The organism is Bradyrhizobium sp. HKCCYLRH3073, from assembly GCF_051167995.1.
Lineage (GTDB): Bacteria > Pseudomonadota > Alphaproteobacteria > Rhizobiales > Xanthobacteraceae > Bradyrhizobium.
Genome location: NZ_JBNPUD010000005.1, coordinates 291,756 through 314,286 on the forward strand (window position 1 = coordinate 291,756; position 22,531 = coordinate 314,286).

Consider the following 22,531-nt stretch of genomic DNA (forward strand, 5'->3'; position numbering starts at 1 on the left):
CTCACGCCGCGGCAGGCTTGGCCTGCCGCGAGATAGCCAGCGCGAGCAGCGCGGCGATGATGCAGAGAGCGCCGGCGATGAAGAACGCCGGGAGATAGCTCTGCAACAGCGTGCGCGACAGCCCCGCGCCGAACGCCGCGGTGCCGGCGCCGAGCTGATGTCCGGCGAACACCCAGCCGAACACCAGGTTGGCCCGCTCGGGCCCGAACCGCTGCGCCGTCAGCCGCACCGTCGGCGGCACGGTGGCGATCCAGTCGAGGCCGTAGAACATCGCGAACAGCGACAGGCCATAGAACGAGAAGTCGGTGAACGGCAGGAACAGCAGCGAGAGCCCCCGCAGGCCGTAGTACCAGAACAGTAGCCAGCGATTGTCGTAGCGGTCGGACAGCCAGCCCGACACGATCGTGCCGACGAAGTCGAACATGCCCATTGCGGCGAGCAGACTGGCGGCCTGGACCTGCGGGATGCCGAAGTCGAGGCACATCGGGATCAGGTGCACCTGGACGAGGCCGTTGGTCGAGGCGCCGCAGATGAAGAAGGTCGCAAACAGCATCCAGAACACCGGCGCGCGCGCCGCGTCGCGGAGGGTGCCGAGCGCAGCCGTCAGGATCGGCGTCGTGACGGGCGCGGGCGTTGCGATCGGCTCGGTGCCCTTGTCGCCGTACGGGCGCAGGCCAAGGTCGCTCGGCCGGTCGCGCATCAAGAGCAGCACGGCGGTCGCGGACACGCCGAGCGCGATGCAGACGAGCGCAAGCGCGACGCGCCAGCCGAGCCGCTCGGTGAGGCTGGCGAGCAGCGGCAGGAACACCAGCTGTCCGGTGGCGACGCTGGCGGTGAGAACCCCGACCACGAGGCCGCGACGCGCGACGAACCAGCGCGTGGCGATGGTCGCGCCCAGCACCAAGGCGGTCATGCCAGTGCCGATGCCGATCACGACGCCCCACAGCAGCACGAGGTGCCAGACCTGGCTCATCGCCAACGACGAAAGCAGCGCAGTGACCACGATCAGTTGGGCCAGCAACGTGATGTTGCGCAGGCCATAGCGGTTGAGCAAGGCGGCGGCGAACGGGGCCATCAGCCCGAACAGCACGAAGCGGATGGAGAGTGCCGAGGAGATCTCGGCGGTGCTCCAGCCGAACTCCTGCTGGAGGGGCACGATGAACACGCCCGGCGCCCCCACCGTGCCGGCCGACACCAGGGCCGTAAAGAATGTTACGGCCACCATGACCCAGCCATAGTGGATGTTGCGCCGTGCGAGTGCTGCCGCGAGCCGGTTCGAGATCATGTGCTTCTCAGTCCGATGAGGATTGCGCCCATTTTGCCAGGACGCGTCGACGACATAAATGGCTAAGTTCCCTCGATTCAGGACATCACGGTCGCTCGAGCGCGATCGCCGTCGCCTCGCCGCCGCCGATGCATAGCGCGGCGACACCGCGCTTCAGTCCACGGGCCTGCATCGCATGCAGCAGCGTCACGATCAGCCGCGCGCCGGTGGCGCCGATCGGATGGCCCAGTGCGCAGGCGCCGCCGTTGACGTTCAGCCGGTCGCGCGCAATGCCGAGGTCGCGCTGCGCGGCCATGGCGACGACCGCAAACGCCTCGTTGATCTCGAACAGGTCGACATCCTCGACCTGCCAGCCGACCTTGTCGAGCAGCTTCCGGATCGCCGGGATCGGCGCCGTCGTGAACCATTGCGGCTCCTGGCTGTGCGTGGCGTGGCCCTTGATCTCCGCGAGGACAGGCAGCCCGTCGCGGTCGGCACGCGATCGCGTGGCGAGCACGAGTGCCGCAGCACCATCCGCATTCGCGGAGGACGCCGCGGGCGTAATCGTGCCATCCTTGCGGAACGCCGGCTTCAGTGCCGGGATCTTCGCCGGATCGACCTTCAGCGGATGCTCGTCATTGACGACCAGGCGGGGGCCGGATTTCTCGACGATCGTGATCGGGGCGATCTCGGCCTTGAATGCCCCGCCTTCGACCGCCTTGCGCGCACGCGTCAGCGTCTCGATGGCGTAGGCATCCTGGTCGGCGCGGGTGAACTGATAGGCCTCGGCCGTGGCCTCGCCGAAATCGCCCATCGAGCGTCCGGTCTCATAGGCGTCCTCCAGGCCATCCAGCATCATGTGATCGAGGATCCGGTCGTGGCCGGCACGATAGCCGCCGCGCGCCTTGGTCAGCAGATACGGCGCGTTGCTCATGCTCTCCATGCCGCCTGATACGACGATCTCGGCCGAGCCCGCCCGAATGATGTCGAGCGCCAACATCGTCGCCTTCATGCCGGAGCCGCAGACCTTGTTGATCGTGGTCGCGCCCGTGGCGTCCGGCAGGCCGGAACCGCGCGCGGCCTGCCGTGCCGGAGCCTGGCCCTGGCCGGCCGACAGTACGTTGCCCATGAACACCTCCTGGACCGCATCGGGCGAGACGGTGGCGCGTTCGAGCGCCGATCCGATCACGTGCGCGCCGAGCTTGTTCGCACTCAGCGGTGACAATTCGCCCATGAAACGGCCCAACGGAGTGCGGGCGGCGGACAGGATCACGACGGAATCGGATGAGGCCATGACAGGCTCCCTGATAAAAGATGATGACCATCATATAATAGCGTCTCGCAAAAGGAAACCCCGGCGATCCCTGCTGAACCATCGTGAAGCTGGCGCAAGACTGCCGGGCTCCGAGAGCCGAGACTTGGAGGAAATTGCTATCGCTTGCGGTCGATGAAATGTTGCATCAGCCGTTTTGGCTCATCGGTCAGGAACGACCGTCCGAAGGCGCGGATCGATATCTCGACCGACTCCTTCAGCGGCAGCTCCTCCCATTGACGCAGCAGGGCCTTCTGAGTCCGCAGCGCTTCGGGGCCGCAGGCGAGCAGGGATGCCACGGCCTTCTCGACCGCGATGTCGAGTTCTCCCTCGGCGGCGACGGCATCGACGAGGCCCCAGGCGAGCGCGGTCGGCGCGTCGATCGTCTCGGCGGTCATCAGCAGCCAGCGCGTGCGGCCCCAGCCGATGAGACGTGGCAACAGCGCGGCATGAATGACCGACGGGATGCCGACACGCACTTCGGGCATGCCGAACTTGGCATCATGCCCCGCGACGCGGATATCGCAGGCTGCTGCGACCTCCAATCCGCCACCCAGGCACCACCCCGGCATCCGCGCAATCACGGGGACAGGAAAATGTCGCACCGCTTCGCAGAGCCCGGCAAGTCGCGAGATGAAGGTTTCCGCTGACGCCTGGTCGAGCGTCGCCATCTCCTTGATGTCGGCGCCGCCGATCATGCTCTTCCCGCTTTCGCCGGCCAAAACGAGAACGCGAATGCCGGCCTCGGAAGCGAGCGATTGCAGGCCGGCTTCCACGTCGAGAATCGCCGCCGAACCGAGAATATTGAGCGGGCCGGCATTGCAGATCGTCAGCCGGACCACGCCGCGGCCGTCACGACTCACGCCGCAGTGGGAATTGAGCATGTCCATCGTCGTCCTCGTCGGGTTCCTGGGCAACAGGGGTGTGTCGGGAATAAATCAGGCCAGCGAAGTTGATTTAGATCAACTCGAATTCATCAAATAGCTGCAGCGAGCAGGACGCAGAGCTGTTATAGTATGACCGCAGACATTCAATGGGACGGCAATGCGCTACTCTCCGGAACACAAGGCGGAAACCCACGCGCGGATCGTGCGCAAGGCATCGGTGCGGCTGCGCGAGCGCGGCGCTCACGGCGTCGGGGTTGCCGACCTGATGAAGGAGGCCGGACTGACTCACGGCGGCTTCTACGCGCATTTCGATTCGCGCGAGGCGCTGGTGGTGGAGGCGTTCGGTTATGCGATCGACCGTTCGATGGAGCATTGGCGCAAGCTGCTGGACCAGTTGCCGCCGCAGAAGCGGCTTGCGGCGATCGTCGATGGCTATCTGTCCGCGGGGCATCGTGACGATGTCGGTCACGGCTGCGCGGTTCCTGCGCTCGGGGCGGAAATCGCCCGTGAGAGCGCCAAGACCCGCAAGGCTTTTGCCGCGAAGCTGGAAGAGCTGATCGACCTGTTCGCCGAGTACATCGTCGACGTTCCGGCCAGGACGGCGCGAAAGCGCGCTTCGGCGATGCTTGCGACGCTGACGGGGACGCTCGTGATGGCGCGACTGACCGGCAGCGGCGAATTGTCCGACGATATTCTGAGCTCCGGGCGCGAGGTGGCGCTGGCCGTCGCCAGTGGCGGCGGACCGGCGGGGAAATCCCCCGCGCGAACGCCCGCGAACAGGCCTGCGAAGAAGACGGCCGCCGCAAAGCGCTGATCCCTCGTGTGGGGTCGGATGCTGGACGCGGCACGCTGCACGTCGCGGGGTCTGCCGTGATCGTGCCGACCGAGCGAAGGGGCTGCATTTTCGCAGCGCCGATCAGCGCCTAGACCCTTCCCAAACGCCGCAAAGACTGCAAGATGCCGGCCAAATCGGCACTGCTTACCCCTGCGGAGGATACCCCATGCGTTCGATCGGTCATTTCATTGGCGGCAAAGAGGTCAAGGGCACGTCCGGACGGACGGCCGATGTCTTCGAGCCCATGACCGGCGATGTTCAGGCCAAGGTCGCGTTGGCATCCCGCGCCGAGCTCCGCGCCGCGGTCGAGAACGCCAAGGCCGCGCAGCCGGCCTGGGCCGCCACCAATCCGCAGCGCCGCGCGCGCGTGATGATGAAGTTTCTGGAACTCGCCCAGCGCGATTATGACCAGCTCGCCGAGTTGCTCGCGCGTGAGCACGGCAAGACCGTCCCCGATGCCAAGGGCGACATCCAGCGCGGGCTCGAGGTCGTCGAGTTCGCATGCGGCATTCCGCACCTGATGAAGGGCGAATATACCGAAGGCGCGGGCCCGGGCATCGACATCTATTCGATGCGCCAGCCGCTCGGTGTCGTTGCCGGCATCACGCCGTTCAATTTCCCGGCGATGATTCCGATGTGGAAGTTCGCCCCTGCCATCGCCTGCGGCAATGCCTTCATCCTGAAGCCCTCGGAGCGCGATCCGGGCGTGCCGATGAAGCTCGCCGAGCTGATGATCGAGGCCGGTCTGCCGCCGGGCATCCTCAACGTCGTCAACGGCGACAAGGAGGCGGTCGACGCCATCCTCGAGGATCCGGACATCATGGCGATCGGCTTCGTCGGCTCGTCGCCGATCGCGCAGTACATCTATGAGCGCGCCGCCGCCCGCGGCAAGCGCTGCCAGTGCTTCGGCGGCGCCAAGAACCACGCCATCATCATGCCCGACGCCGATCTCGACCAGGCGGTCGACGCGCTGATCGGCGCCGGCTACGGCTCGGCCGGCGAGCGCTGCATGGCGGTGTCGGTCGCGGTGCCCGTCGGCAAGACCACCGCCGATCGGCTGATGGATAAGCTGATCCCGCGCGTCGAAAGCCTCAAGATCGGCACGTCCGTCGATCCGTCCGCCGATTTCGGCCCGCTGGTGACCCGCGAGGCGGTCGAGCGCGTCAAGAACTATGTCGAGATCGGCGTCAAGGAGGGCGCGACGCTCGCCGTCGACGGTCGCGGCTTCAAGATGCAGGGCTACGAGAACGGCTTCTACATGGGCGGCTGTCTGTTCGACAACGTCACCAAGGATATGCGGATCTACAAGGAAGAGATCTTCGGACCGGTGCTCTCGGTCGTGCGTGCCAAGGACTATGCCGAGGCGCTGGCGCTGCCGTCGGAGCATGATTACGGCAACGGTGTTGCGATCTTCACCCGCGACGGCGACGCCGCGCGCGACTTCGCGGCCAAGGTCAATGTCGGCATGGTCGGCATCAACGTGCCGATCCCGGTGCCGATCGCCTATTACACCTTTGGCGGCTGGAAGAAGTCCGGTTTCGGCGATCTCAACCAGCACGGCCCGGATTCCATCCGCTTCTACACCAAGACCAAGACCGTCACCTCGCGCTGGCCCTCCGGTGTCAAGGAAGGCGCGGAGTTCTCGATCCCGCTGATGAAGTGACGTCAGGGTCCGTTAAGGGCCCTTTCCGTCGTCATTGCGAGGAACGAAGCGACGAAGCAATCCAGACTGCCGCGGTGGAACGATTCTGGATTGCTTCCGCCTCCGCCCAGAGGCTTCGGCGGACAAGTCGCTACGCTCGCAATGACGGAGTTCGGAGAAGCGCCGAAGCCAACATAACAAGCCAGGGAAACGCGGAGAACGAATGCAGTTCGCTCTCAATGAGGATCAGATCGCGGTGCGCGACATGGCGCGCGCCTTCGCCGCGGAGAAGATCGCCCCGCATGCGCTGCGCTGGGACGAGGAGAAGCATTTTCCGGTGGATGTGATGCGCGAGGCCGCAAGTCTTGGCATGGGCGGCATCTACATCCGCGATGACGTCGGCGGCTCCGGCCTGACCCGGCTCGACGCGGCGCTGATCTTCGAGGCGCTGGCGACCGGCTGCCCCACGGTCTCGGCCTTCATCTCGATCCACAACATGGCCTCGTGGATGATCGACACCTTCGGCACCGAGGCGCAGCGCCAGGCTTACCTGCCGAAGCTCTGCGCCATGGACCTGATCGCGAGCTATTGTTTGACCGAGCCGGGCGCTGGCTCCGATGCGGCGGCGCTACGCACGCGCGCGGTGCGGGACGGCGACGACTATGTGCTCAACGGGCAGAAGCAGTTCATCTCCGGCGCGGGCGCGACCGACATCCTGGTCGCAATGGTGCGCACGGGAGCAGACGGTCCCGGCGGCATCTCGACGCTGGTGATCGACGCCAATACCCCCGGCGTGTCGTTCGGTGCCAATGAACGCAAGATGGGCTGGAATGCGCAGCCGACCCGCGCCGTGATCTTCGAGAATGCGCGCGTGCCGGTCGCCAACCGGCTGGGCGAGGAGGGCATCGGCTTCAAGATCGCGATGGCCGGGCTCGACGGCGGCCGCCTCAACATTGCCGCGTGCTCGCTCGGTGGTGCGCAGGCGGCGCTCGACAAGACGTTGGCCTATACGAAAGAGCGCAAGGCGTTCGGCAAGCGGCTCGACGAATTCCAGGCGCTGCAGTTTCGCATCGCCGACATGGCGATCGAGCTGGAGGCGGCGCGCACCTTCGTCTGGCGTGCGGCGGCCGCGCTCGACCGCAAGGATGCTGACGCGACCATGCTGTGCGCAATGGCCAAGCGCTTCGGTACCGATGTCGGCTTCGAGGTCGCCAACCAGGCGCTGCAGCTGCATGGCGGCTACGGCTATTTGAGCGAATACGGCATCGAGAAGATCGTGCGTGACCTGCGCGTACACCAGATCCTCGAAGGCACCAATGAGATCATGCGGCTGATCGTGTCGCGCAAGCTGATCGAGGCCGCGCGATGAGCGAGGTCCTCGAAGGCGACCTGATCGTCCGCCGCGAGGGCTCGGCCGGCATCATCCGGCTGAACCGGCCGAAGGCGATCAATGCGATGACGCTGGAGATGTCGATGGGCATCGACGCCGCGCTGGATCAGTTCGAGGTCGATCCGGCCGTCGCGGTTGTCGTGCTGGAAGGCGCGGGCGAGCGGGGACTTTGCGCGGGCGGCGACATTCGCGGGCTCTATGAAAGCTCGAAGGTGAATGGCGACCTTGGCAAGGTGTTCTGGCGTCAGGAATACATCATGAACGCGCGCATCGCGGCGTTCCCAAAACCCTATGTCGCCTACATGGATGGGCTCGTGATGGGTGGTGGCGTCGGCCTGTCGGCGCATGGCCGCCACCGCATCGTGACCGAGAAAACGAAGCTTGCGATGCCCGAGGTCGGCCTCGGCTTCTTTCCCGACGTCGGCGGCACCTGGCTGTTATCGCGCGCGCCGGGCGAACTCGGCGCCTATTTCGGCCTGACCGGGCAGACCATGAACGGGCCCGATGCGATCCATGCGCGCTTTGCCGATGCCGTCGTGCCGACTTCGAGCTGGCCGGCGCTGCGCGAGGTTCTGACCAAGGTCCGGCCGGGCACGCTCTCGATCGAGATCGATCGGCTGATCGCGGGCTTCGCAACGGACGAGACGGCCGGGCCGGTGGCTGCGCAGCAGGCCAAGATCGACGCCTGGTTTGCCCAGGACAGCATGCACGACATCTTCGCGGCGCTGGACGCGGATGGATCGGAGCTGGCGCTGGCGACGCAGAAGATGCTCAAGGAGAAGTCGCCGCGCGGCATGGTCGTGACGCTCAAGCTGCTGCGGCTGGCGCGCGGAGCGGCGTCGCTGGAGGAATGCCTGGTGCGCGAGTATCGTGCGGCACTCGAAGTGTTCCGCAGCGACGACTTTCGCGAAGGCGTCCGCGCCGCGATCATCGACAAGGACCGCAATCCCAAATGGTCGCCGCCGGATGTCGATCAGGTGACGCCGGAGATGCTGGCGCGCTATCTAGCTGAGATCGGCGCCGACGAGCTGGCATTTCCGCAAACGAGATAACAATCAGGTCGAGGGGAGAGAACGAACCATGGCAACGATCGCATTCATCGGCCTCGGCAACATGGGCGGCCCGATGGCCGCCAACCTGGTCAAGGCCGGCCACAAGGTGGTGGCATTCGATCTGGTCGAAGCCTCGCGTGCGCAGGCCAAGGCCGATGGCGCCGAGATCGCCCACAGCGCCGTCGCGGCGGCCAAAGGCGCCGACGCCGTCGTCACCATGCTGCCGGCCGGCAAGCATGTGCTGGCGGTCTGGAACGAGGTCGTGCCGGCGATGTCCAAGGGCGCTGTCATCATCGACTCCTCGACCATCGACGTCGAGAGCGCGCGCGCCGCGCATGCGCTGGCCGCCAAGCACGGCATCGCTGCCGTCGATGCACCGGTGTCCGGCGGTACCGGCGGCGCCAAGGCCGCGACGCTCACCTTCATGTGCGGCGGCGAGGAGGGCGCGTTCGCCGCGGCCCAGCCGATCCTGGAGAAGATGGGCAAGAAGATCGTCCATTGCGGCGGCGCCGGCGCCGGTCAGGCGGCCAAGATCTGCAACAACATGATCCTGGGCATTTCGATGATCGCGGTCAGCGAGGCCTTTGCGCTAGGCGAAAAGCTCGGCCTGTCGCATCAGGCGCTGTTCGACGTCGCCTCGACCTCGTCGGGCCAGTGCTGGTCGCTGACGTCCTATTGCCCGGTGCCGGGCCCGGTGCCGGCCTCGCCCGCCAACAACGACTACAAGCCGGGCTTCGCGACCGCGCTGATGCTGAAGGATCTCACGCTGTCGCAGGACGCCGCCAAGGCCGCCGGCGCGGCGACGCCGCTCGGGCAGCACGCGCAGGAGATCTACAAGGCGTTCGAGGCCGCCGGCCATGGTGGCGTCGATTTCTCCGGGATCATTCAGCACGTCCGCAAGCTCGCCGGGACCACCTGATGACGACATTCAAGGACGCACGCGCGTTTCTGCTGGCGCATCGCACCGACTACGATGCCGCGGTGCAGGGTTTTCGCTGGCCCGATCCGGCGCCCTTCAACTGGGCGCTCGACTGGTTCGATGCCGAGCTTGCATCCGATCCGGAGAGCCGCGACCGCACGGCGTTATGGATCTTCGATGCCGCGCAGGACCGCCAGACCAAGCTGTCCTTTGCCGCGCTGTCGCGCCGCTCCAACCAGGTTGCGAATTTCCTGCGCGCGCAGGGGCTGAAACGCGGCGACCATCTGCTGCTGCTGCTCGGCAACGTCGTGCCGCTGTGGGAGACCATGCTGGCGGCGATGAAGCTCGGCGTCGTCGTGATCCCCGCGACCACGCTGCTGACCACCGACGAGTTGCGTGATCGCCTGGAGCGCGGCCGCGCGAAAGCCGTCGTCGCCGCGCAGGATCAGGTGGCGAAGTTCGCCGATCTCGGCGCAGATGATCTCGTCCGCATCGTCGTCGGCGCGCCGGCGGCACCTGCCGGCTGGCTGCCGTTCGAGCAGGCGGCTGATACGGCCGAGGCGTTCACTCCGGATGGGCCGACGCAGCCGGATGATCCGATGCTGCTCTATTTCACCTCGGGCACCACGGCCAAGCCGAAGCTGGTGCGGCACAGCCATCGCAGCTACCCGGTCGGCCATCTCTCCACGATGTACTGGCTCGGCCTGCAGCCGGGCGACGTGCATCTCAACATCTCCTCCCCGGGCTGGGCCAAGCATGCCTGGAGCTGCTTCTTCTCGCCGTGGAATGCCGGCGCGACAGTGTTCGTCGTCAACCAGCCGCGCTTCGACGCCAAGGGGCTGCTCGCGATCATCAAACGTTGCGGCGTCACCACGCTGTGCGCGCCGCCGACGGTGTGGCGGCTGTTCATCCAGGAGCATCTCGCCGACTTCAAGGTCAGCCTGCGCGAGGCCTGCGGCGCCGGCGAGCCGCTCAATCCGGAAGTCATCGATCAGGTGCGCGCCGCCTGGGGGCTGACGATCCGCGACGGCTATGGCCAGACCGAGACCGCCGCGATCGTCGGTAACTCGCCGGGCCAGAAATTGAAGATCGGCTCGATGGGCCGGCCGCTGCCGGGCTATCGCGTCGAGGTCGCCGACATCGACGGCAATCTGGCAAGCGAGGGCGAGATCACGCTGGCGCTGTCAGGCGAGCGCCCGGCCGGGCTGATGCAGGGCTATCAGGGCGACGACGGCAAGCTGTCCGGCGCCGACGGCACGCGCTATCGCACTGGCGACGTCGTGTTCCGGGACGATGAGGGCTACCTCACCTTCGTCGGCCGCTCCGACGACGTGTTCAAATCGTCCGACTACCGCATCTCGCCGTTCGAGTTGGAGAGCGTGTTGTTGGAGCACGAGGCGGTCGCCGAGGCCGCCGTGGTGCCAAGCCCTGATCCGATCAGGCTTGCGATCCCGAAAGCCTACGTGCTGTTGACCTCCGGCGCGGAGCGCTCGCGCGCGACGGCGCTGTCGATCTTCGCGCATCTGCAGGCGCGGCTCGCGCCGTTCAAGCGGATCCGCCGGCTCGAGCTGGTCAGCGAGCTGCCGAAGACGATCTCCGGAAAAATCCGCCGCGTGCAGTTGCGCCGGCTGGAGCACGAGAACAACCGCACGGATCATCTGCGCGGCACGGAGTTCAAGGAAGAGGATTTCCCGGAGCTGAAGACCAGGCCGTCCGGGCACGAGGTGTAGGAAACGCATGAACCAGATCTGGAAGAAGCCGCCGATTTCGCTTGAAGCCTACCAGGCCATGGTCGGCCGGGAGATCGGCGTGTCGTCATGGCACGTGCTCGATCAGAAGCGCATCGACACCTATGCCGATGTCATTGAGGATCATCAGTTCATCCACGTCGATCCGGAGAAGGCCAAGGGGACGCCGTTCGGCACGACCATCGCGCACGGCTTCCTCACCATGTCGCTGCTGTCGGTGATGTCCTACGAGGTCATGCCGGCGATCGAGGGCACGGCGATGGGCGTCAACTACGGCTTCGACAAGCTGCGCTTCATCTCGCCGGTGAAATCGGGAAAACGCGTGCGCGGCCGCTTCGTGCTGGCGGAAGCCACGCTGCGCAAGCCGAAGGAGTTGCAGTCGCGCACCCATGTCACGGTCGAGATCGAGGGCGAAGACAAGCCCGCGCTGGTCGCCGACTGGATCGGGCTGATCTATCTGAGCTAACAATCTTCGTCACAACCCACCCATCGTCATCGCCGGGCGTGACCCGGCGATCCATCAAGACTGAGAGTCTTTCGAAGTGGATGGATGCCCGGGCCTTCGCCGCGCCGAAGGGGCTTCGGCCCCGCAGGCGGGTCAGGCCCGGGCATGACGACCTCACTGAAGGAAAAGATCATGGCAATCAGATTTGACGGACGCGTCGCCATCGTTACCGGCGCAGGCAATGGTCTCGGACGCGCGCATGCGCTGGGACTGGCGAGCCGCGGCGCCAAGGTCGTGGTCAATGATTTCGGCGGCGCGCGCGATGGCACCGGCGGCTCGATGACCGCTGCCGAGACGGTGGTCGAGGAGATCCGCAAGGCCGGCGGCACCGCGATGGCCGACGGCGCCGACGTCTCGAATTTCGAGCAGGTCACGGCGATGGTCGAGCGCGCCACCAAGGAGTGGGGCAGCGTCGACATCATGTGCGCCAATGCCGGCATCCTCAGAGACAAGTCGTTCGCCAAGATGGAGGTGGCGGATTTCGCCAAGGTGCTGGACGTGCATCTGGTCGGCACCTTCTACTGCTGCAAGGCGGTGTGGAACGGCATGCGCGAGCGCAACTACGGCCGCATCGTCATGACGACCTCGTCCTCCGGCCTGTTCGGCAATTTCGGCCAGGCCAATTACGGCGCGGCGAAGACCGGCATGGTCGGCCTGATGAACGTGCTGGCGGAAGAGGGCCGCAAGACCAACATCCGCGTCAACATCATCTCGCCGACCGCGGCCACGCGCATGACCGAGGAGCTGCTGCCGCCGCAGGCGCTGGAGCTGATGAAGCCGGAATCGATCACGCCTGCGGTGGAGTATCTGCTCAGCGAGGACGCGCCCACGCGCACCATCATGGGTGCGGGTGCGGGCTCGTTCGCGGTGATCAGGATCCTGGAGAGCGAGGGCATCAATCTGCCGCCGGAGGAGTGGACGCCGGACGCGGTCGCCGCGCATTTCCAAGAGATCAGCGACATGTCGAAGGCGCGAGCGCTGCAGGGTGCGTTCGAGCAGACCCAGAAGTACGTGTCGCAGGCAGCGGCACGGCTGGGGATCAAGCTGTAGGGCACGAAGCCCGCTCCACACTCACCGTCATGGCCGGGCTTGACCCGGCCATCCACGTCTTTGGCACTGCGGCGTGGACGGGCGTGGATGCCCGGGACAAGCCCGGGCATGACGACCTTTGGCTTGGTGCGGTGGGGGGCCTAAACTGACGACATGTCCTCTTTAAAGCACATTGCGGTCATCGGGGCCGGCCCGGCTGGGCTCATGGCCGCCGAGGTGCTGGCGGGCGGCGGCGTCGCCGTCACCGTCTACGACGCGATGCCGTCGGTTGCCCGCAAGTTCCTGATGGCGGGGCGAGGGGGCCTCAATCTCACGCACAGCGAAGAGCTGCCGCTGTTCCTGTCGCGCTATCGCGACGCTGCGTCGTGGCTTGCGCCGGCCATCCAGGCTTTCTCGCCGCAACAACTGCGCGACTGGTGCGAGGCGTTGGGCGAGCCGACCTTCGTCGGCTCCTCGGGCCGCGTGTTTCCGGTCGCAATGAAAGCCTCGCCGTTGCTGCGGGCGTGGCTGCGCCGGCTCGATGCGCAGGGCGTGCGCGTCGCGCTACGGCATCGCTGGACCGGCTGGGACGACCGGGAACATCTGACCTTCGAGACGCCGAACGGTCCGCACACCGTGGCAGCCGACGCGACCGTGCTGGCACTCGGCGGCGCCTCCTGGCCGCGGCTCGGATCCGACGGCGGCTGGGTGCCGATCCTCGCCGCCAAGGGCGTCGCGATCGCGCCGCTGCGGCCCGCCAATTGCGGCTTCACCGTCGGCTGGTCCGACATCTTCCGCGACCGCTTCGAGGGCCAGCCGCTGAAGGGCATCGCGCTGGCGTTCGGCGAGCGCAGCGTGCGCGGCGAGGCGGTCGTGACGCGGGACGGCATCGAAGGCGGCGCGGTCTATGCACTGTCGGCCGAGCTGCGGGAGGCCGTGGCTGTTCATGGCGAGGCTGTCCTGCACGTCGCGCTGCGGCCCGATCTCGCTGCCGCTGATCTGATCAAGAAGCTATCGGCTCCACGCGGCAAGCAGTCGTTCTCGAATGTGCTCCGCAAGGCGTTGCAGTTGTCGCCGGTCGCGATCGGCCTGCTGCAGGAGGCAGCAAAGACGCAAGGGCTGTCGTTGTCGTCGCTACCGCCCGACCGTCTCGCGGCACTGATCAACGCCCTGCCGATCAAGCTGACCGGCACCGCCGGGCTCGCGCGCGCCATCTCCAGCGCCGGCGGCATCGCCCGCGATGAGCTCGACGCCGACTACATGCTGCGGCGACTGCCCGGCGTGTTCGCCGCTGGAGAGATGCTGAACTGGGAGGCGCCGACCGGCGGCTATCTGCTGCAGGCGTCGTTTGCGACTGGCGCGGCTGCGGGGAAGGGCGTGTTGAAGTGGCTGAGAGGGGCTGGGCTGTCGTGATCGAGCTGCTCCCTGAGCCCTGGTGTGCGCTCACCGAAGATCATGTGCGGACAACATTCGAGGCCGAGCTGGCGCGCGAAATTGCTCCAGGTCACGCGCTGGCAAATCTGCCCAGCAGCATCATCGCAAAGCGTGACGATTGTGATGATGTCCTCGTTGCATTGAGTGACGGCCGCGTGGCTGTAGTGCACCTCACGTGGTCTGGCTGTCGTGAAGCTGACCTGCGGTGGCCGACAACCGTGATCTACGACTCGCTCGATGATTGGCGTATGTCTCTCGACTGATCGTGATGTCGGAAGGAGCCAACCTCAGTTTCCGCGGTCATTGCGAGCGAAGCGACTTGTCCGCCAGAGCCCGAAGGGCGACGGCGGAAGCAATCCAGGGCGGCACGTGCGGCTCTGGATTGCTTTGTCGCTTCGCTCCTCGCAATGACGGGCTGAGAGAGCGCCCCCTATCGCAGCTTCCCCCGCGCCGCGACCGGCAGCGTGCCCAAAATCTCCTCGCCGCGCACCATCACCACCTCGTCCATCATGTTGACGACGACGCAGACGTGGTTGGGGACGATGCGGACGACGTCGCCGACATGGGGGCGGGTGTTGCTGCGCGACAGATCGAGGAAGCCGTGTTCCTCGGCGAAGCGCGCGATCTTGGCTTCGGGGTGTTCCAGGATCAGGCCGTGGCCGTCGAGCCCGCCAGTGTCGGTCGTCAGCGTCTTCGAGCCGGCATCGAGAATGCCGCGCTCGGGCGCGGCGCGGCTGACGACGGTCGAGTAGATGTGCAGCGCGCAGTCGTCCCAGGTGGCGACGCCGGCGGCGACCTGCATGCGGTCGTTGTAGATATAGGTACCCGGCCGATGCTCGGTCGCGCCCCTGAGCTTGCCGAGATTCTTCAGGTTCGGCGAGCCGCCGGTCGAGACGATGGCAGCGTCCAGCCCCTCGGCGCGCACGCCGGCCAGCGCATCGTCGTAAAAGCGCTGTGCCTCGTCCCAGCCGCTCTCGGTCGGGTACAGCATGAAGCCGGCGAAGCGCAGTCCCTCGGAGGCTTTGATCTGGCGCGCGAGCTGGATCGCCTCGGCCGGCGTCTCGACCCCGGCCCGCTTGCGCCCGGTGTCGCATTCGACCACGACCGACAGCGTGCGGCCCGACTGCTTTGCCGCCTGCGGCAGGCCGGCGATGACGGTCGCGTTATCGGCGGCGACGGTCATGTCGGCCTTGGCCTGCAGCGCGGCGAGGCGGGCCATCTTCTCCTCTCCGATCAGATTGTAGCTGATCAGGATGTCGGCGATGCCGGCGTCCGCCATGATCTCGGCCTCGCCGATCTTCTGGCAGGTGATTCCTTGCGCGCCGGCCTCGATCTGCAGTTTCGCGAGCACCGGGCTCTTGTGCGTCTTGATGTGCGGTCGGTTGGCGACGCCCGCGGCCTCGCACTGGGCCTGGATGCGCGCGATGTTGCGCTCGACCCTGTCCATGTCGATGACGGCGCAGGGCGTGCCGTACTCACGGGCGATCCTGGCGGCGAGCGGGGTGGTCATGTCATTCACTCCATGTTGCCGTCATTGCGAGGAGCGAAGCGATGACGGAGAGAATGTCGGGTGGGCAAAACGAAGCGTGCCCACCGTCTTCTGTTGCGCAAGCTCGTGGTGGGCACGGCGCTTGCGCGCCTTTGCCCATCCTACGTAAACATCAAGCCCCCTCGATTTCCTCGCGCAGCACTTCCAGCTCCAGCCAGCGGTCTTCCGCGGCGGTGAGCTCGGCCTGCGCGGTGGCGATGGCGAGGGAGGCGGCGTCGAACTTTTTGCGGTCCTTGGCGTAAAGAGCAGGATCCGCGAGCACGGCCTGCTGCTTGGCAATCTCGGCCTGCAGCTTCGCGATCGTCTTCGGCAGGGTCTCCAGCGCGTGCTTCTCGTTGAAGGAGAGCTTGCGCTTCGGCGCGCTCGCCGGCACTGTCGCAGCCGGCTTGGCCTCCTTCTTCTCCTCAGCCGCCTTGGCATGCTCGCGCTTCAGGTCGGCGCCGCGCTGCGCCAGCATGTCGCTGTAGCCGCCGGCATATTCCTGCCATTTGCCGTTGCCCTCGGGCACGATCACCGAGGTCACGACGCGGTCCAGGAAGTCGCGGTCGTGGCTGATCAGGATCACCGTGCCTTCGTAGTCGCCGAGCATGTCCTCGAGCACGTCGAGCGTCTCGAGGTCGAGATCGTTGGTCGGCTCGTCCAGCACCAAGAGGTTCGATGGCTTGGCCAGCGCGCGCGCCAGCATCAGCCGGCCGCGCTCGCCCCCCGATAGCACTTCGAGCGGCGTGCGCATCTGCTCGCGCGAGAACAGGAAGTCCTCCATGTAGCCGACGACGTGCCTCGGCTTGCCGGCCACCATGACGTGATCGCCGCGGCCGCCCGTCAGCGCGTCGGCGAGCGTCGTCCGGGGATCGAGGCTCTCGCGGTGCTGGTCGAGCGTCGCCGTCTCCAGATTGACGCCGAGCCTGATGCTGCCGCTGTCGGGCTCGCTGCCGCCGGTGAGCAGATTGACCAGCGTGGTCTTGCCGGCGCCGTTGGGGCCGACGATGCCGATGCGGTCGCCGCGCTGGATGCGGATGGAGAAATTGTCGACGATCCTGCGGTCGCCATAGCTCTTCGATGCGCCCTTGGCCTCGATCACCAGCTTGCCGGACTTGTCGGCTTCCGCCGCGGCGAGATTGGCGCTGCCGGCCGTACCGCGATAGTCGCGGCGCTGCTGCCTGAGCGCATGCAGATTGGCGAGCCGCTTGACGTTGCGCTTGCGCCGGCCGGAGACGCCGTAGCGCAGCCAGTGCTCCTCGTTGACGATCTTGCGGTCGAGCTTGTGCTGCTCACGCTCTTCTTCCGCCAGCACCTCGTCGCGCCACGCCTCGAATGCCGCAAAGCCGCGATCGATCTGCCTGATCTGGCCGCGGTCGAGCCAAGCGGTCGCGCGCGACAGATTGGTGAGGAAGCGACGATCGTGACTGATCAGCACCAGCGCCGAGCTTCGGCCGTCGAGCTCGTTTTCCAGCCACTCGATGGTCGTGAGGTCGAGGTGGTTGGTCGGCTCGTCCAGCAGCAGGATGTCGGGGTTGGGCGCGAGCACGCGCGCCAGCGCCGCGCGGCGCGCCTCGCCGCCGGAGACTTCAGCGGGATCCTCTTCTCCGGTCATTCCGAGCTGCTCGACGAGATAGCGTGCCTGATAGTGATCGTCGCCCGGCCCGAGTCCGGCCTCGACATAGGACAGCGTGGTGGCATGGCCGGAGAAATCCGGCTCCTGCGGCAGATAGCGCACCGTGGCGCCCGGCTGCACGAAGCGGGTGCCGCTGTCGCATTCGACCAGGCCGGCGGCGATCTTGAGCAGCGTCGACTTGCCGGAGCCGTTGCGGCCGATCAGGCAGACGCGCTCGCCTGGCGAGACCGACAGCTCGACACCCTGCAGCAGGGCCGTGCCGCCGAAGGTCAGGCGGATGTCCTTGAGTTGGATGAGAGGCGGCGCCATGAGGTTAGCTCTGCTGCTGGGTCCGCGCCGCGCGCTGGCGCTGCAGGCGGCGGATCGTGGTGTCGAGGGTGGAAAGGAAGGTGGAGCGGTCGCGCGGCGTGAACGAGCGCGGGCCGCCGGTCACCTCGCCCGATGACCGCAGATCGGTCATGAGGTTGCGCACGGCGAGCGTCATGCCGATCGACTCCGCCGTGAACGGCTTGCCGTTCGGCGCGATCACGGCGCTGCCGGCCTTGACGCAGCGGCTGGCCAGCGGAATGTCCGCCGTGATGACGATGTCGTCAGCGCCGGTGCGCTCGGCGATCCAGTCATCCGCGGCATCCATGGCGCTGCCGGCCGCCACGCGCGTGATCAGGGGATCCTCGGGCACGCGGATGAAGCCACCGGCGACGACGGTCACCGGCAGGCCATGCCGGATCGCAACGCGGTAGATCTCGTCCTTCACCGGGCAGGCGTCGGCGTCGACATAGATGCGGATCGGGGCGGTTTCGGTCGTCATCGGGCCATCGGTTGGAATGGTCCGGTTGGTACTCCATCGCGCCGGGAATTGCGAGCCAAACGCGCCGCTTGCCAGGGCCTTTCCGGCCGCTACCATCGCCCGAAAACGGTGAAAGGGAGGCAAGGATGTCGGGCAGAATCGCGACGTATGCGGTCGAGGCGTTCAACACGGCCAAGCAGTCCGAGAACAAGATGCACGACGACAGTGTGGCGCGGCGATTCGGCTTCGCCGGCGGTCTCGTACCCGGCGTCGAGGTGCTGGCCTATATGCTGCATCAGCCCGTCGCACGCTGGGGGCGGGCGTTCCTGGAGCGTGGGCTGATCGAGGCACGGTTCACCAAGCCGGTCTATGACGGCGAGATCGCGGAGGTCGTCGCGAACGAGACCTCCGACGGGCTCGCCCTTGAGGTGATCAGCCGAGGGCAGCTCTGCGCCACCGGTTCAGCCTCGCTGCCCGCGTCGGTGCCGGATGTCGTGCTGGCCGAGTACCGGGATGTTCCGGCCGCGGCGGTGCGGCCGCTCGTCAGTGCGGAGTCTTTCGCTGTCGGCAGCTGGCTCGGCACGGCGCCGCGCGCGTGGCCAGGGCAGGCGGCTACCGCCTATCTTTCTGAGATTCGCGAGCGCGATCCGATCTATGCCAACGAGCGGCTCGGCCATCCCGGCATGCTGCAGCGGGTGATGAACCGGCTGCTCGTCGACAACGTCGTCCTCGGCCCCTGGATTCACGTCGGCAGCCGCATGCAACTGCTGTCGGCGATCGAAGAAGCCGACGAGATCACCGCGCGCGGCCGTGTGGTTGCCAACTACGAGAAGAAGGGTCACCGCTTCGTCGAGCTCGATGCGCTGGTGGTCGCCAATGGCGACCGCCCGCTCGCGCATTGCCATCACGTGGCGATCTATCAGCCACGCGAACAGCGCGGATAGCCGCGACGAATCGCATCAGTCATCAAGACCATTTGATGGCCTGCTTGTGAATTCATTCACACTCAATCTAAAATTGTGTATGGTTTGGTTGGCCCGTAGTTGTGAGGGGGAAGGGCCAATGATCGGACATGGGAGATGCGGCGTGGCCGCGGGCTGCGTCATGGGGGACCATGAATTCTGGCAAGCGATGCACAAGGTGGGCAGATCGGGCCGGCCGCTTCGGTCGGAAGCGGCGTCGGAGCCGCGGTAACGTGCCCGCCATGTTGGATCATCGACACAACGCGTCCGTGCGCTGAGCCGGGTCATGAAAGACCAGCGGGGACTCGACGGCGGCGATCAGGCCTGGCGCGATCTGTCCAGGATGAGCCGGCCGTATCTCAACGTCGTCGATTTCCTGGCAAGCTATGCACAGCGTCTGGCGGAGCTGTCGCGGGCGGCGACTGTGGAGATTGCCGTCGCCGATCTCGGCCGCATCGTCCTGTCCCGATCCGGATCGGAAACCGTGCAGGACTGGCTCAGCGAAAGAGACGGCGGTGTTGCGGCCACCGCCGAGCGCGAGCCGCGGCGTGCGCCGGAATGGCGGCTCGAACCGACGCCATCCGTGACGGCGCCGCTGGTCTATGCCGACGTCGGGATCGGCCGTTTGACGTTGGCCTGGGAGGGGCGGCGGGGCGGGCCGGACCTGTCCGACGCGCTGGCGGATTGCGCGCGCCAGCTCGCCTTCGTGATCAAGCGCCACGAGGTCTGCGAGTGGGCACGGCAGCGCCTGGGCCGCTCGCTGCTGTTGGTGGGTGTGAGCGAGGCGGTCCGAAATCTCGAGATCTTCGTCGAGAAGGCGTCGCACAGCGATCTGCCGTGCCTGTTGCAGGGCGAGTTCGGGACCGAGACGCCGTATCTGGCCGCCGCGATCCATTGCTGCGGGCCGCGCCGCGATCTGCCGTTCGTGCAGGTCAATTGCGCGCAGCCGCGGGGGGCGCCGCAGGACTGGTTTCGGCAGGCCGAGGGCGGCACGCTGTTCTTCAGCGACATCGACATGCTGGCGCCCGGTCTGCAGAACGAATTGCCGCAGCACATGCATTCTCGCCTGGGACAATGGCTGGACGTGTCGAACACGACGCGCGTGCGCGTGATCGCCTCGGCCGGCGGCGATCTGCCGCGCATGGTGGCCGAGCGCTCCTTCTCGCGCCAATTGCTGGCCGAGCTCGACTTTCTGCCCGTCAGCGTGCCGCCGCTGCGCGAGCGCTGCGACGACATCGAGCCGCTCGTCATCGCTGCGCTCGAGGGACATGGTCATCGCGCCGAAGACAAGATCAGCGCCGAGATGCTCGATCTGTGCCGCAGCTATCCGTGGCCGGAGAACGCGTTCGAGGTCGAGCGCGTGGTCGCCCGGCTCGCGGTCATGACCGGACGTGCGAGGATCCGTGCCGAGGACATCAGGCGCTATTTCCCGGCTCTCCACGCGCGGGCCGAGCGCGTGACGGTGACGTCGGCGGCACCGTCACCGGCGTTGCCGCCGGCCGAAGCCGTTCGCGAGCAAGCGTCCGCGAGGCCGGAAATCGGGGCGGAAGCGGATGATTGGATTCGCCACGTGCTCAACAAGGACATCACGGCGCTGTCGCGCCTGCATCCCAATCTGCGCCGGGCACTTCTGTATCTCGTCGATCACTATGCCGAGCCGATCCGGCTCGGCAGCCTGGCACGCCAGGCCCATGTCAGCCAGTCGCATCTGAGCTTCCTGTTTCGCCACAGCCTGCAGACCTCGTGCAAGGCAATGCTGTCGCGCATTCGGGTCGAGAAAGCCAAGGAGTTGCTGGCAACGAATGCGCGGCAGCCGATCACCGATGTGGCGCTACAGGTCGGCTTCGCCGATCTCAGCCATTTCGAGAAATACTTCCGCCGTCAGGTCGGCCGCACCCCGCGCGAGTACCGGCGCATGGCGGCGGAGTGAGGGGGGCGGTTGTCCTCTTTCACAGAGGCTTTGGAAACATGTAAGCGCCGCCGAGGGTTGGTATGAAAAAGACGCATTTCCACCCAAGGCATTCTCCGTCGCCTAATGCCGGCGATGCTCAACGAGGTACGTCCAATCACCGGTCGACGGCGAGGACCCCGGTAGTTTGATCGAAGACCACATGGTGTCGTAGCGTCCTTCCCACTTCGGTGCTCTGGAATAGTCAAGAAACGGGCGCGCATTTGGCGGCGGCAGATTGAAAGCAAGATCGGTGGATGGATTGCTCGCGTTCAGGAGCATTGCGCCCAGCGCTTTCTCCACCATGTTGATCGCTTTACAGAGAGATTTGACGTCGTACGTCGCGAGCCGTGAGTAAGGTTTCTTTCCGGCCTTCTCTATGTACTCGCGTTGAAATTTTGCGAGTGCGTCCAGCCAAATCGCAGCCGTTTCTCCGGACAAGAGAACTTCGCCGAGCTTGCCGTAAAACGTGCGATCAAAGTCTTCCTTGCTGATCACGTCCAGCAGCGCAGCTTTAAACCAGAGTGCCGTTAAATCCTTCAGGTAGCTATGAAATGGCAACCAGCGCCACCAGCCCGGGAATTGGTCCACTTGATATGAATTGATCTGTTCCTCAAAGGGGTATGGATCCCGAAAGATCAACGTCGATTTTTCGGCGTATGCGATTTCCTGGAGCTTGAGCTGATTCATCTCGCTCAGAGCGCCCATTGCACCGCATACCACCTTGTTCGTAACAAGGAAAACAAACGCGGACTTCTTGAGTTCTGCAATAGTCATGTTCAGTTCGACTGGAACTTTCGCCGGATCAATCTGACCGACGTCCTTATAGATCTTTGTAAGCAATGACATGTATCCGCTATAGACTTCGGCCATGACGTTCAACCAGATCCAGGATGGCCGTACCACGCCCTTGCTGAAGCGCAGATTTTCACGAGGTAGTTTCCACGCCATTTGGTATAAAAAATAACCTTGCAAGGTCATGGGCATGTTGACCTGCGAAGAAAAGCCTTCTTTTGGGTCTTTCTGGCTGCGCCCAAGGAGGATGTTGTTGAGGTAATCGTTCCACGGTTGTGGATCTTGGGGGCTTCCCTCGTTCTTGGCGAACGTCCATAGGGCCGCGCCGACATTAGTCGTATCGTCAATGTTGTTTTCGTTCAGTTGAACAAGAACTTGAGTGGAGCTGCGATTCTTCGCCTCGGCTTTTTTCAACGCTTTGCCAAAGAAATTCTTGACGAGGGTATCGAAGGCCTCGCTTGCGAGCGCCGCCTTCCATTGCAGGAAAGTCACATATTTTTGCGTCGATGTCCCGGATACAGAAGCGACGAGATATTCAGCAAGTCGGTCTTTGGCAAGGTAGGCGTCCGCGACGGTCGAAAACCACGTCTTGCCCGTGGTGAGTTCGAAGACGTTGTCCGAATCGGTCTCGATCGTCCAGACGGCTTTTGCTTCCGGCGAGTCTCCAACCGTCAATTCGATGTCGGCTGCTTCAACGTGAGTGAATTGGAACACCCAGCTGTTGTGGCTGCAGAATTCGATCTCGAAGCCGTAGCTGTTGGGGCTGATCTGCTCGCCTCCTGACGCGATGACGACTTGCCTGTCGTCCTTGGTCACGAAGATCGTTGGTTCGTCGCCTTTTGGCATCCTGATCGTCCT

The 22,531-nt window shown here is 65.6% G+C and carries 19 protein-coding genes; 12 read left to right on the plus strand and 7 right to left on the minus strand.

The features are described from left to right. Position 1: 1 nt before the first annotated feature. From ACQR1X_RS15110 to ACQR1X_RS15120, 3 genes are all read right to left on the minus strand, one after another. A complete protein-coding gene (locus ACQR1X_RS15110) occupies positions 2-1,285 on the minus strand; it encodes an MFS transporter (protein WP_434899115.1) in 1,284 nt (427 codons plus the stop codon). A gap of 85 nt (positions 1,286-1,370) precedes the next feature. Beyond that, positions 1,371-2,558, minus strand: coding sequence for a thiolase family protein (locus ACQR1X_RS15115; protein WP_315803150.1), 1,188 nt, complete (start codon positions 2,556-2,558; stop codon positions 1,371-1,373). Positions 2,559-2,695: 137 nt separating this feature from the next. Further along, entirely contained in the window at positions 2,696-3,466 is a 771-nt protein-coding gene (locus tag ACQR1X_RS15120) for an enoyl-CoA hydratase (RefSeq protein ID WP_434899116.1), read from the minus strand. A gap of 154 nt (positions 3,467-3,620) precedes the next feature. Here ACQR1X_RS15120 and ACQR1X_RS15125 point away from each other — a divergent pair, with 154 nt between their 5' ends. From ACQR1X_RS15125 to ACQR1X_RS15170, 10 genes are all read left to right on the plus strand, one after another. After that, positions 3,621-4,277, plus strand: coding sequence for a TetR/AcrR family transcriptional regulator (locus ACQR1X_RS15125; protein WP_315803152.1), 657 nt, complete (start codon positions 3,621-3,623; stop codon positions 4,275-4,277). 187 nt (positions 4,278-4,464) lie between these two features. After that, positions 4,465-5,961 carry a CoA-acylating methylmalonate-semialdehyde dehydrogenase gene (locus tag ACQR1X_RS15130; protein ID WP_434899117.1) on the plus strand — a complete coding sequence of 499 codons (1,497 nt, stop codon included), beginning with the start codon at positions 4,465-4,467 and terminating at the stop codon, positions 5,959-5,961. Between the two features lie 202 nt (positions 5,962-6,163). Then, positions 6,164-7,309 carry an isobutyryl-CoA dehydrogenase gene (locus ACQR1X_RS15135; RefSeq protein WP_434892520.1) on the plus strand — a complete coding sequence of 382 codons (1,146 nt, stop codon included), beginning with the start codon at positions 6,164-6,166 and terminating at the stop codon, positions 7,307-7,309. Beyond that, positions 7,306-8,382: an enoyl-CoA hydratase/isomerase family protein gene (locus ACQR1X_RS15140; RefSeq protein ID WP_434899118.1), complete on the plus strand. Its 1,077-nt coding sequence runs from the start codon at positions 7,306-7,308 to the stop codon at positions 8,380-8,382. The genes ACQR1X_RS15135 and ACQR1X_RS15140 overlap by 4 nt, the downstream gene beginning before the upstream one ends. Positions 8,383-8,410: 28 nt before the next feature. Next, on the plus strand, positions 8,411-9,301 hold the full coding sequence (gene mmsB, locus ACQR1X_RS15145) for a 3-hydroxyisobutyrate dehydrogenase (protein ID WP_434895575.1): 891 nt from the start codon (positions 8,411-8,413) through the stop codon (positions 9,299-9,301). After that, positions 9,301-11,031 (plus strand): AMP-binding protein, encoded by a 1,731-nt coding sequence (locus ACQR1X_RS15150; protein ID WP_434899119.1) that lies wholly within the window; start codon positions 9,301-9,303, stop codon positions 11,029-11,031. The genes mmsB and ACQR1X_RS15150 overlap by 1 nt, the downstream gene beginning before the upstream one ends. A 7-nt stretch (positions 11,032-11,038) precedes the next feature. Continuing rightward, entirely contained in the window at positions 11,039-11,515 is a 477-nt protein-coding gene (locus tag ACQR1X_RS15155; protein WP_434899120.1) for a MaoC family dehydratase, read from the plus strand. A gap of 171 nt (positions 11,516-11,686) precedes the next feature. Then, a complete protein-coding gene (locus ACQR1X_RS15160) occupies positions 11,687-12,604 on the plus strand; it encodes an SDR family NAD(P)-dependent oxidoreductase (protein ID WP_315803159.1) in 918 nt (305 codons plus the stop codon). A 153-nt stretch (positions 12,605-12,757) separates the two neighbouring features. After that, positions 12,758-13,996: an NAD(P)/FAD-dependent oxidoreductase gene (locus ACQR1X_RS15165; protein WP_434899121.1), complete on the plus strand. Its 1,239-nt coding sequence runs from the start codon at positions 12,758-12,760 to the stop codon at positions 13,994-13,996. Further along, positions 13,993-14,280, plus strand: a complete 288-nt coding sequence (locus tag ACQR1X_RS15170) for a hypothetical protein (RefSeq protein ID WP_434848028.1) — start codon at positions 13,993-13,995, stop codon at positions 14,278-14,280. The genes ACQR1X_RS15165 and ACQR1X_RS15170 overlap by 4 nt, the downstream gene beginning before the upstream one ends. A gap of 167 nt (positions 14,281-14,447) precedes the next feature. Here the strand turns inward: ACQR1X_RS15170 and ACQR1X_RS15175 are convergent, their stop codons facing one another. From ACQR1X_RS15175 to ACQR1X_RS15185, 3 genes are all read right to left on the minus strand, one after another. Continuing rightward, positions 14,448-15,527 (minus strand): D-TA family PLP-dependent enzyme, encoded by a 1,080-nt coding sequence (locus ACQR1X_RS15175; RefSeq protein ID WP_434848029.1) that lies wholly within the window; start codon positions 15,525-15,527, stop codon positions 14,448-14,450. 151 nt (positions 15,528-15,678) lie between these two features. Then, entirely contained in the window at positions 15,679-17,490 is a 1,812-nt protein-coding gene (locus ACQR1X_RS15180) for an ABC-F family ATP-binding cassette domain-containing protein (RefSeq protein WP_434899122.1), read from the minus strand. 4 nt (positions 17,491-17,494) lie between these two features. Continuing rightward, positions 17,495-17,989, minus strand: a complete 495-nt coding sequence (locus ACQR1X_RS15185; RefSeq protein ID WP_316182626.1) for a YaiI/YqxD family protein — start codon at positions 17,987-17,989, stop codon at positions 17,495-17,497. Positions 17,990-18,114: 125 nt separating this feature from the next. On the opposite strand from ACQR1X_RS15185, the gene ACQR1X_RS15190 reads away from it, so the two are divergent. Together ACQR1X_RS15190 and ACQR1X_RS15195 are read left to right on the plus strand one after the other, a co-directional pair. Next, positions 18,115-18,912, plus strand: coding sequence for a hypothetical protein (locus tag ACQR1X_RS15190; protein WP_316182627.1), 798 nt, complete (start codon positions 18,115-18,117; stop codon positions 18,910-18,912). 304 nt (positions 18,913-19,216) lie between these two features. Continuing rightward, positions 19,217-20,860, plus strand: a complete 1,644-nt coding sequence (locus tag ACQR1X_RS15195; RefSeq protein ID WP_434899123.1) for a helix-turn-helix domain-containing protein — start codon at positions 19,217-19,219, stop codon at positions 20,858-20,860. 102 nt (positions 20,861-20,962) lie between these two features. Here ACQR1X_RS15195 and ACQR1X_RS15200 read toward each other — a convergent pair whose 3' ends face one another. After that, complete coding sequence (locus ACQR1X_RS15200; protein WP_315805059.1) at positions 20,963-22,519, minus strand: hypothetical protein; 1,557 nt, start codon at positions 22,517-22,519, stop codon at positions 20,963-20,965. Between the last annotated feature and the right edge of the window lie 12 nt (positions 22,520-22,531).

Coding starts and splice junctions, on each gene's coding strand:
- ACQR1X_RS15110 (WP_434899115.1), bottom strand. CDS start 1,285: ATGATCTCGAACCGGCTCGCGGCAGCACTCGCACGGCGCAACATCCAC.
- ACQR1X_RS15115 (WP_315803150.1), bottom strand. CDS start 2,558: ATGGCCTCATCCGATTCCGTCGTGATCCTGTCCGCCGCCCGCACTCCG.
- ACQR1X_RS15120 (WP_434899116.1), bottom strand. CDS start 3,466: ATGGACATGCTCAATTCCCACTGCGGCGTGAGTCGTGACGGCCGCGGC.
- ACQR1X_RS15125 (WP_315803152.1), top strand. CDS start 3,621: ATGCGCTACTCTCCGGAACACAAGGCGGAAACCCACGCGCGGATCGTG.
- ACQR1X_RS15130 (WP_434899117.1), top strand. CDS start 4,465: ATGCGTTCGATCGGTCATTTCATTGGCGGCAAAGAGGTCAAGGGCACG.
- ACQR1X_RS15135 (WP_434892520.1), top strand. CDS start 6,164: ATGCAGTTCGCTCTCAATGAGGATCAGATCGCGGTGCGCGACATGGCG.
- ACQR1X_RS15140 (WP_434899118.1), top strand. CDS start 7,306: ATGAGCGAGGTCCTCGAAGGCGACCTGATCGTCCGCCGCGAGGGCTCG.
- mmsB (WP_434895575.1), top strand. CDS start 8,411: ATGGCAACGATCGCATTCATCGGCCTCGGCAACATGGGCGGCCCGATG.
- ACQR1X_RS15150 (WP_434899119.1), top strand. CDS start 9,301: ATGACGACATTCAAGGACGCACGCGCGTTTCTGCTGGCGCATCGCACC.
- ACQR1X_RS15155 (WP_434899120.1), top strand. CDS start 11,039: ATGAACCAGATCTGGAAGAAGCCGCCGATTTCGCTTGAAGCCTACCAG.
- ACQR1X_RS15160 (WP_315803159.1), top strand. CDS start 11,687: ATGGCAATCAGATTTGACGGACGCGTCGCCATCGTTACCGGCGCAGGC.
- ACQR1X_RS15165 (WP_434899121.1), top strand. CDS start 12,758: ATGTCCTCTTTAAAGCACATTGCGGTCATCGGGGCCGGCCCGGCTGGG.
- ACQR1X_RS15175 (WP_434848029.1), bottom strand. CDS start 15,527: ATGACCACCCCGCTCGCCGCCAGGATCGCCCGTGAGTACGGCACGCCC.
- ACQR1X_RS15180 (WP_434899122.1), bottom strand. CDS start 17,490: ATGGCGCCGCCTCTCATCCAACTCAAGGACATCCGCCTGACCTTCGGC.
- ACQR1X_RS15185 (WP_316182626.1), bottom strand. CDS start 17,989: ATGACGACCGAAACCGCCCCGATCCGCATCTATGTCGACGCCGACGCC.
- ACQR1X_RS15190 (WP_316182627.1), top strand. CDS start 18,115: ATGTCGGGCAGAATCGCGACGTATGCGGTCGAGGCGTTCAACACGGCC.
- ACQR1X_RS15195 (WP_434899123.1), top strand. CDS start 19,217: ATGAAAGACCAGCGGGGACTCGACGGCGGCGATCAGGCCTGGCGCGAT.
- ACQR1X_RS15200 (WP_315805059.1), bottom strand. CDS start 22,519: ATGCCAAAAGGCGACGAACCAACGATCTTCGTGACCAAGGACGACAGG.